This window comes from Collinsella sp. HCP28S3_G2 (assembly GCF_052065125.1).
In the GTDB taxonomy this organism is placed as follows: Bacteria; Actinomycetota; Coriobacteriia; order Coriobacteriales; family Coriobacteriaceae; genus Collinsella.
Genome location: NZ_JBQHUO010000008.1, coordinates 83,584 through 91,686 on the forward strand (window position 1 = coordinate 83,584; position 8,103 = coordinate 91,686).

Annotated in this window: 7 protein-coding genes and 1 tRNA gene; all 8 read left to right on the top strand. The window is 57.0% G+C overall.

Features of this window, described 5'->3' with window-relative positions; all coding sequences use genetic code 11:
• Positions 1 to 3 precede the first annotated feature (3 nt).
• The 8 genes from ACTNB2_RS06165 to rplT all read left to right on the top strand — a co-directional run bounded on the left by ACTNB2_RS06165 (position 4) and on the right by rplT (position 7,737).
• Complete coding sequence (locus ACTNB2_RS06165; protein ID WP_154517206.1) at positions 4 to 2,364, top strand: RelA/SpoT family protein; 2,361 nt, start codon at positions 4 to 6, stop codon at positions 2,362 to 2,364.
• An 86-nt stretch (positions 2,365 to 2,450) separates the two neighbouring features.
• The gene (locus ACTNB2_RS06170; RefSeq protein ID WP_441042496.1) at positions 2,451 to 3,134 is read left to right on the top strand and encodes an MBL fold metallo-hydrolase; all 684 of its coding nucleotides are present in this window, start codon (positions 2,451 to 2,453) and stop codon (positions 3,132 to 3,134) included.
• A 194-nt stretch (positions 3,135 to 3,328) separates the two neighbouring features.
• Positions 3,329 to 4,195: a class II fructose-1,6-bisphosphate aldolase gene (gene fba / locus ACTNB2_RS06175; RefSeq protein WP_006234429.1), complete on the top strand. Its 867-nt coding sequence runs from the start codon at positions 3,329 to 3,331 to the stop codon at positions 4,193 to 4,195.
• A gap of 350 nt (positions 4,196 to 4,545) precedes the next feature.
• Positions 4,546 to 5,979 carry a transglutaminase-like domain-containing protein gene (locus ACTNB2_RS06180; protein WP_441042497.1) on the top strand — a complete coding sequence of 478 codons (1,434 nt, stop codon included), beginning with the start codon at positions 4,546 to 4,548 and terminating at the stop codon, positions 5,977 to 5,979.
• 39 nt (positions 5,980 to 6,018) lie between these two features.
• A tRNA-Leu gene (locus ACTNB2_RS06185) sits at positions 6,019 to 6,105 on the top strand.
• Between the two features lie 432 nt (positions 6,106 to 6,537).
• Positions 6,538 to 7,107 (top strand): translation initiation factor IF-3, encoded by a 570-nt coding sequence (gene infC, locus ACTNB2_RS06190; protein WP_006234423.1) that lies wholly within the window; start codon positions 6,538 to 6,540, stop codon positions 7,105 to 7,107.
• A gap of 32 nt (positions 7,108 to 7,139) precedes the next feature.
• Positions 7,140 to 7,331 carry a 50S ribosomal protein L35 gene (gene rpmI, locus ACTNB2_RS06195; protein ID WP_006234422.1) on the top strand — a complete coding sequence of 64 codons (192 nt, stop codon included), beginning with the start codon at positions 7,140 to 7,142 and terminating at the stop codon, positions 7,329 to 7,331.
• 46 nt (positions 7,332 to 7,377) lie between these two features.
• Entirely contained in the window at positions 7,378 to 7,737 is a 360-nt protein-coding gene (gene rplT, locus ACTNB2_RS06200) for a 50S ribosomal protein L20 (RefSeq protein ID WP_006234421.1), read from the top strand.
• The last annotated feature ends 366 nt before the right edge of the window (positions 7,738 to 8,103 follow it).

Here is an 8,103-nt window from a genome sequence, read left to right on the forward strand (position 1 = left end):
TCGATGGATGCCGCAGCCCGTACCGCCCATGATTCCGCCCTCCAGCCCTTTTCGGAGATGGAGCACTATACGCATGCCGATGATCTGCCGCCCGAGATTATGGCGGACAGCTACGACAAGCTGGAGCGCCTGTGCCTTAAATATATGAGTGAGGATGACTTCTCCAAGGTGGAGCAGGCCTACTGCTTTGCTGCCGAGAAGCACTGCAACCAAAAGCGGCGCTCGGGTGAGATGTACATTAACCATCCCGTCGAGGTGGCTATCATTTTGGCCGACCTTAAGATGGACTGCGATGTGGTGTGCGCTGCATTGCTGCACGATACCGTCGAGGATACCGATACCTCGCTTGCCGATGTTTCGGGTCTGTTTGGCGAAACCGTGGCAGAGCTCGTCGACGGCGTGACCAAGCTCACCAACATCGAAGTCGACAACATGGACGAAAAGCAGGCGCTTACGCTGCGCAAGATGTTCCTCGCCATGTCCAAGGACATTCGCGTCATCATCGTCAAACTCGCCGACCGCCTGCATAATATGCGCACGCTTGCCGCCCTGCGCGAGGACCGCCGCCTGTTTAAGGCGCGCGAGACCATGGATGTGTATGCGCCCCTGGCCGACCGCCTGGGCATGAGCTCTATCAAGTGGGAACTCGAGGATCTGTCCTTCTTCTACCTTGAACCCGACGCTTACCAGCGCATCGCCCGCATGGTGGCAGAGTCACGCGAGGTTCGCGAACGCTTTCTGGCCGAGACTATCAAGACGCTTACCGATGAGCTCGATCGCATTGGCCTTGAGGGTTTTCAGATCAACGGTCGTTCCAAGCACTATTGGTCCATCTATCAAAAGATGAAGCGCAAGGGCAAGGAGTTCTCCGAGATTTATGATCTGGTGGCGCTGCGCGTCATCACCCATTCGGTGCGCGATTGCTATTCCACGCTTGGTGCCGTGCATACTTTGTGGCATCCCATGCCCGGTCGTTTTAAAGACTATATCGCTATGCCCAAGGTCAATAACTACCAATCGCTCCATACGACGGTTATCGGCCCCACGGCCCGTCCGCTCGAGATTCAGATTCGAACCTACGAGATGCACGAGCAGGCCGAGTACGGCATCGCCGCCCACTGGCTATATAAGAAATCGGGCGGATCGTCTGCCTCCAAGACCAACGACGCACAGCGTCTGGACGATCAGATTAACTGGCTCAAGCACTCGCTCGATTGGGCAGCCTCTGACGAGATCACCGATGCCAAAGAATATCTGCACTCACTGAAGGTCGACCTGTTTGACCAGGAGATTTTTGTCTTTACGCCCAAGGGTGAGGTCATGGCGCTTCGTGCGGGCTCTACACCGCTCGACTTTGCCTACGCTGTTCATACCGAGGTCGGCAACCACTGCGTCGGCGCCAAAATCAACGGTGCGGTGGCTCCGCTCACGCACGAAATCAAGACGGGTGACCGTGTCGAGATCCTGACTAACAAGAGCTCCAAGCCGTCGCGCGATTGGCTCAAGATCGTCAAGACGCCTTCGGCCAAGTCAAAGATTCGCCGTTACTTCGCCGCTGCGACCAAAGACGATGACGCTGCTGCCGGTCGCGATATGCTGGCCAAGGACCTGCGCAAGCGCGGGTACGGCATCTCTACGCCGCGATCCACGCGTGCGCTCAATGCCGTGGCGGAACAGTTTAACTTCAAGCAACTCGAGGACCTGTTCGCAGCCGTTGGCGCGGGCAAGGTCGCCCCGCGCGCTGTGGGCAATAAGGTCGAGCAAATCTTGGATCCCAAGCCCGAGGAGCAGCTCACCAAGGCCGAAGCCATCGCTGAGGTCGTCAAGCAGCCTGCCCGCGGTTCCAACCGCAAACCGCAAAAGCGTGGCAAGAGCGCAAGTAACGGCATTATCGTCAAGGGCGAGAGCAACAGCGGCCTGCTGGTTCGTCTGGCGCATTGCTGCAATCCGGTGACGGGCGACGACATCGTGGGCTTTATCACGCGCGGTCGAGGCGTCTCGGTGCATCGTGCCAACTGCCCCAACGTCAAGGGTCTCATGGAACACCCCGAGCGCATGATTGACGTGGAGTGGGATGGTGCTGCCGATACGCTTTTCCAGGTCGAGATCGTGGTCGAGTGCTTGGATCGTATGGGCTTGCTCAAGGATGTCACCATCGCCATTGGCGATGCAGGCGGAAATATCCTTTCCGCCGCTACCTCGACCAACCGCGAGGGCATTGCGACCCTGCGCTTTATGGTCGAGATTTCGGACGCGAGCGGTCTGGATCCGCTGCTGGCATCCATCAGCAGTGTCGACTCGGTCTATGACGCACGACGTCTGATGCCTGGCGAGGGTGGGGCTCAGCTTAAGCGTCGCGTATAGGCGTGACGAACGCACAGCGGTAATGATATTGGCTACGTTCGAGGCATCGTTTGATGCCTCGACGCTTGTAGAAGGAGGACGTGCTCATGGTCGCTGCAGCTTTGGACTTAACCCCTCGGGGTACGGCTTCGATTGAGGCGCTTGTAAACGGCCCCATTCAGACCAACAGTTACGCCGTAATCTCGAGCGGCGAATGCCTGATTATCGATCCGGCCTGGGAAGGTGAGCGTCTTGTGGAACATATCTATGCCACGCATCCTGACGCGCACGTGCTAGGCGCTGTCTGCACCCATGGCCATGCCGATCACGTAGGTGGCGTTGCCGGAGCGCGAGCCGCCGTCGGTAAGGGTTTCCTATATGAGTTAGGTGCGAAGGACGTGTTGGTATCTCGTGAGAATATCGAGGAGCAGCGAGCGATGTGGGGCATCGATACGCCCGATCCGGGCGAGCCGACGCGATTGCTTGCTGAGGGCGATACGATTGAATTGGGTGATATCTGCCTGCAGGTGATCGAGACGCCCGGTCACACACCGGGTGGCATTGTCTTGTTCGCCGCCACCGAGCAGGGAAGCATCGCCTTTGTTGGCGACACACTGTTCCCGGGCAGCCACGGCCGCACCGATCTTGCCGGTGGAGACGAGGCGGCGATTCTGCGTTCGCTCTCCAAGCTCGCCCAGCTGCTTCCAGCCGATACCGTTTGTTTAACGGGGCATGGTGATTCGACCACTATGGCGCGCGAGCTCATGCAGAACCCTTTCATGCAGATGTAGCTTTGTAGTCAGCTGCTTAAGCACGAGAAGTGTCCAAACGTCAAGATATTTTCCCCAACGGGCCGATTCCGTAGGGCAAACGGTCAAAAAAAGTCTGTTTGGACGATATTCGTGAACAAACGAACGTTTATGCTCGGGTACGCCGTGGTAAAATCTCATGCGTTATCGGAGCAACCTTACAGGAGGTTTCTTTTATGCTCGTCAACGCAGCAGACATGCTCAAGAAGGCCGAGGCCGGCAAGTATGCTCTCGGTGCCTTCAACACCAACAACCTCGAGTGGACTCTGGCTATTCTCCAGGCCGCCGAGGAGGCCAAGTCTCCGCTGATCCTTCAGTGCACCGCTGGTGCCGCTAAGTGGATGGGCGGTTTCAAGGTCTGCGCCGACATGGTCAAGGCTGCCGTCGAGGCCACGGGTGTTACCGTTCCCGTCGCCCTTCACCTCGATCACGGTTCTTACGAGGACTGCTTCAAGTGCATCGAGGCCGGCTTCACGTCCATCATGTATGACGGCTCTCACGAGGAAACCTTCCAGCTTAACCTCGATCGCACCAAGGAACTCGTTGAGCTTGCCCATTCCAAGGGCATGTCCATCGAGGCCGAGGTCGGCGGCATCGGCGGCACCGAGGACGGCGTGACTTCCAACGGCGAGCTCGCTGACCCCGCTGAGTGCAAGCAGATTGCTGACCTGGGCGTCGACTTCCTCGCCTGCGGCATCGGCAACATCCACGGCGTGTATCCCGCCGACTGGGCTGGCCTTTCCTTCGAGCGTCTGGGCGAGATCAAGGCTCAGACCGGCGACCTGCCCCTCGTCCTGCACGGTGGTACCGGCATCCCCGAGGATCAGATCAAGAAGGCCATCTCCCTGGGCATCTCCAAGATCAACGTCAACACCGACCTGCAGCTCGTCTTCGCCAAGGGCGTCCGCGAGTACATCGAGGCTGGCAAGGATCAGCAGGGCAAGGGCTTTGACCCCCGCAAGCTCCTCAAGCCTGGTCGCGACAACATCGTTGCTCGCACCAAGGAGCTCATGGAGGAGTTTGGCTCCGTCAACAAGGCGTAAGTAGCGGTTTAACTTTCCCGTCGGAGGCCCCGTTCACCCTACGCTTTTCCCTTGCGCTCACCTGGCTTTGCCAGAAGTCGCGCAATGGGAAAAGCTCCGGGTGAACGGGGTCTCCTTCGTTAACTCGCTACAGGGTTACTGGGCTGAATTAAGATGGCTACTGGCTTTGCCAGAAGTCGCGCCAAGGAAACAGTTCCGGGGGACGGGGCTTCCTTTGTTTAACGCCGCAGGGTTACGAGGCTGAATTATTTATTTGACTACCGTTCAGCGGTGTTGATGGCTCCCTTGTTGGGGCTTTCTTTTTATGTCGATACAATGGTCTCAGGTTGTCGTTCTGCGTGGGAGTGGTTATGGCTGTCGTTAATGTTTTGCCTGCCGATGGAAAGGTTGTTGCCGAGGGCCCTGTTGGTTGCTCTGTTGATGTTTGTTGTGATGATTTCCGTCATCTCGACATTGGATTGCCACCTGAGATCCTTCGTCTCAAGGACGCCGGGTGCCTGGCGCAGGCTGTTGCGGCTTGCGACCGTCTTTTGGAGCAGAGCCCTGATCCCTCGTTGGCCGCTTGCGTTCGTGCCGAGCGGTATCGCATGATCGAGACGTCGTTTCATTTTTCGGTGTCGCGCGATCAGGCTATTGCGATGATCCGCGAGGAGTGGCCGGAGTTTACCGAGGATCAGTTTGACGACCTAATCGATCGCAAGCGCATCGACTGGCGCTTTATCGATGGTGAACTGTTCGTTCTCGACAACTTCCTTGATTCTTTGCGTGTGTATCCCAAGGAGGTTCCGGGCCTGCGTCTCGATTCTACGGATGGAACTGCGCTGCGCAATCAGATGCTTAAGAAGATGGAATCACAGGGCGGGCTGTCTCGTGCCATTACGCTTAAAGCATCCGTGTCTGTTCCCGGTGCTCTGGAGGGGGAGACCGTTCGCGCGTGGCTTCCCGTTGCCGCAGCCTGCCGCCAGCAGTCTCATATCGAGATTCTCGATATGACGCCGGAGGGGGTCCTTGCTCCCGCGAACGCTTTGGCGCGTACCGCCTCGTGGGTTTCCTCGGCTGATCGATCGTTCTCAGTGACCTATCGTTATCTGATTGATGCCGCTTATTGCGATATCTACGGGGGAGCGCTTCCGGCGCATCCGTGTATGGACGCGCCGCTGCCCAAGGATATTTCCGAGGACCGACCGCACATTGCATTCACGCCGTATCTGCAGCAGCTGACCGAACATGTTATCGATGGTCTCGAGGATCAGCTCGACCGCGCTCGGGCTATCTATGATTATTTGACGCATCATATCGACTATCGATACCAGCCACCGTATCTGCTTCTGGGCTCTATCGCCGATGACTGCGCGCATTCGCTTCGCGGTGATTGCGGTGTTATGGCACTCACGTTTATCACCATGTGCCGCATCGCCGGCGTGCCCGCACGTTGGCAGAGCGGCCTGTACGTTGCGCCCGACTCGGTGGGCTCGCATGACTGGGCGGAGTTCTATACACCGCAGACGGGTTGGCTTAACGCCGATGTCTCGTTTGGCTCCTCGGCACGCAGGATGGGGGAGGAATGGCGCCGCCGCCACTACTTTGGCAACCTCGATCCATGGCGCATGGTGGCAAGCTGTCGGTTCCAGGCAGAGTTTGAACCCGTCTTTGACGGTATGCGTGAGGACCCCTACGATAACCAGATGGGCGAGGCCTCGGTCGACGGTCGCGGATGCCGTCAGCGCGAGATGCTCCGCACGGTCGAACTCATCGAAATGCTCGAAGTTCCATTTTCGGACTAATCTACGGAAAGCTGTGATAAACTAACTCACGCATTACGTGCCCGAGTGGCGGAATTGGCAGACGCAGTGGACTCAAAATCCACCGTTGGCAACAACGTGCGAGTTCGAGTCTCGCCTCGGGCACCATACATGCAAAAGAGCGTTCAAGGGGGTTAAGGCCCCCTTTTTCGTGCCGAACTCGCGTGAGCGCGCGGAGCGTTAAGCAAACAGGCCTGTGGCCTGTTTGTAGCGGAGCGTGGCGAGGGCGCCATGCGCCCGAAGCCCGGGGCTTCGCGAAGCGAAGGCCCTTCGAGTCTCGCCTCGGGCACCATACATGCAAAAGAGCGTTCAAGGGGGTTAAGGCCCCCTTTTTCGTGTACGTAATGTGATAACGAGCGGTACGTGTTATTATCGCCAAGGCGTTGTTTCCGCAATGCCCTAAAGAGGAACCCGAGGGTTCCCACCTTTTGGCGCCAATGAGCAGCTGACTGGTCATACAACTTAGATTCTCTTCCTCATATCGAGGATGTCTATGTGTACGACCTGGTTGCAAAAAAGCGCCGGGTTATTTTTTTATGAATGGAGGTAGGGAAAATAGCTAAGTCTGATGACACCCGCATCAACGACGAGATCACTGCATCTTCGTGCCGTTTGATTGGCGTCGATGGCTCTCAGCTCGGCCTGTTCGCCATCCGCGATGCCCAGCGCGTCGCCGACGATCAGGGTCTCGACCTTGTCGAGATCGCTCCCAACGCGGAGCCGCCGGTCTGCAAGGTCATGGACTACGGTAAGTTCAAGTACCAGCAGGCCATGAAGGCCAAGGCTGCTCGTAAGAACCAGTCCAAGGTCGAGGTTAAGGAAATGAAGTTCCGACCCAAGATCGACGTTGGCGACTACGAGACCAAGAAGGGCCACGTTCTGCGTTTCCTCAAGAAGGGCGCACGCGTTAAGATCACCATCATGTTCCGCGGCCGTGAGATGGCTCACCCGGAGCAGGGTCTTAACGTTCTCGAGCGTCTCGCCGAGGATCTTAAGCCTTACGCTACGGTCGAGTCCAAGCCTAAGATGGAAGGCCGTAACATGCTTATGCTGCTCGCCCCGATTAAGGGCGCCTTTGATGAGGATAAAGCGGCAAGTGATACTAAGTAACTAGTGTTCTGTAACCGATTAAGGAGTATTTCATGCCTAAGATGAAGTCCCACAGCGGCACCAAGAAGCGTTTCCGCAAGACTGGTACCGGCAAGCTTATGCGCGCCAAGGCTTTCAAGAGCCACATCCTGAGCAAGAAGTCCACCAAGCGTAAGCGTGGCTTCCGTCAGGAGACCGAGATCGCCGCTGCCGACCGCAAGGTCATCAAGTCGCGTCTCGCCTAAGTTAGCGTTCCCGTTTTTCGTTTAACCGTCTAGGAGTTGATAGAACATGGCACGTATTAAGCGCGCTGTTGCCGCCAAGAAGAAGCGCCGTACCGTTATGCACCGTGCGAAGGGTTACTACGGTGCCGCTTCGCGTACTTACAAGCATGCTAAAGAGCAGGTCCAGCACTCTCTGCAGTATCAGTACCGTGACCGCCGCAATAAGAAGCGCGAGATTCGCTCTCTCTGGATCACCCGTATCAACGCTGCTGCTCGCCTGAACGACATCTCTTACTCTCAGTTCATGCACGGCCTGAAGGTCGCCGGTATCGAGCTCGACCGCAAGGTCCTGGCTCAGATGGCTTACGAGGACATCGAGTCCTTCAACGAGCTGGCTACCATCGCCAAGAAGGCTCTCGAGGCCTAATTGATTCTCTTGAATCGCTAGGGGAGTGTCGCGCTGTGCGCGGCGCTCCCTCTTTTTATCTAAGGCGCTGGTTTATATAGCAAAAGCGCGGGTAGATAGACACTTACAGGTGACCGATCTTTATATATCTCTTAACCGAAGGGTCATCATCTGATACGTGCAGTATTTCTGCACCAGCCTTTCTATTACTTATATAGGAAGCGATATATTGTGTAGGACTTGTGAAGAGTGGAATTGACGTCCCACATCGCTTCGCGGTCTGGCAATATATCTCCTTGCCGCGCGGTCCGGTCGGACCGGATGAGACGCGCAGGCGTGCACCTTGAGAACCGGATACTGCGAGGATGGACACACATGATGTGTCGC

Excerpts from the sequence above, each read along its gene's own strand:
- ACTNB2_RS06165 (WP_154517206.1), top strand. The coding sequence starts at position 4 with ATGGATGCCGCAGCCCGTACCGCCCATGATTCCGCCCTCCAGCCCTTT.
- ACTNB2_RS06170 (WP_441042496.1), top strand. The coding sequence starts at position 2,451 with ATGGTCGCTGCAGCTTTGGACTTAACCCCTCGGGGTACGGCTTCGATT.
- fba (WP_006234429.1), top strand. The coding sequence starts at position 3,329 with ATGCTCGTCAACGCAGCAGACATGCTCAAGAAGGCCGAGGCCGGCAAG.
- ACTNB2_RS06180 (WP_441042497.1), top strand. The coding sequence starts at position 4,546 with ATGGCTGTCGTTAATGTTTTGCCTGCCGATGGAAAGGTTGTTGCCGAG.
- infC (WP_006234423.1), top strand. The coding sequence starts at position 6,538 with ATGGAGGTAGGGAAAATAGCTAAGTCTGATGACACCCGCATCAACGAC.
- rpmI (WP_006234422.1), top strand. The coding sequence starts at position 7,140 with ATGCCTAAGATGAAGTCCCACAGCGGCACCAAGAAGCGTTTCCGCAAG.
- rplT (WP_006234421.1), top strand. The coding sequence starts at position 7,378 with ATGGCACGTATTAAGCGCGCTGTTGCCGCCAAGAAGAAGCGCCGTACC.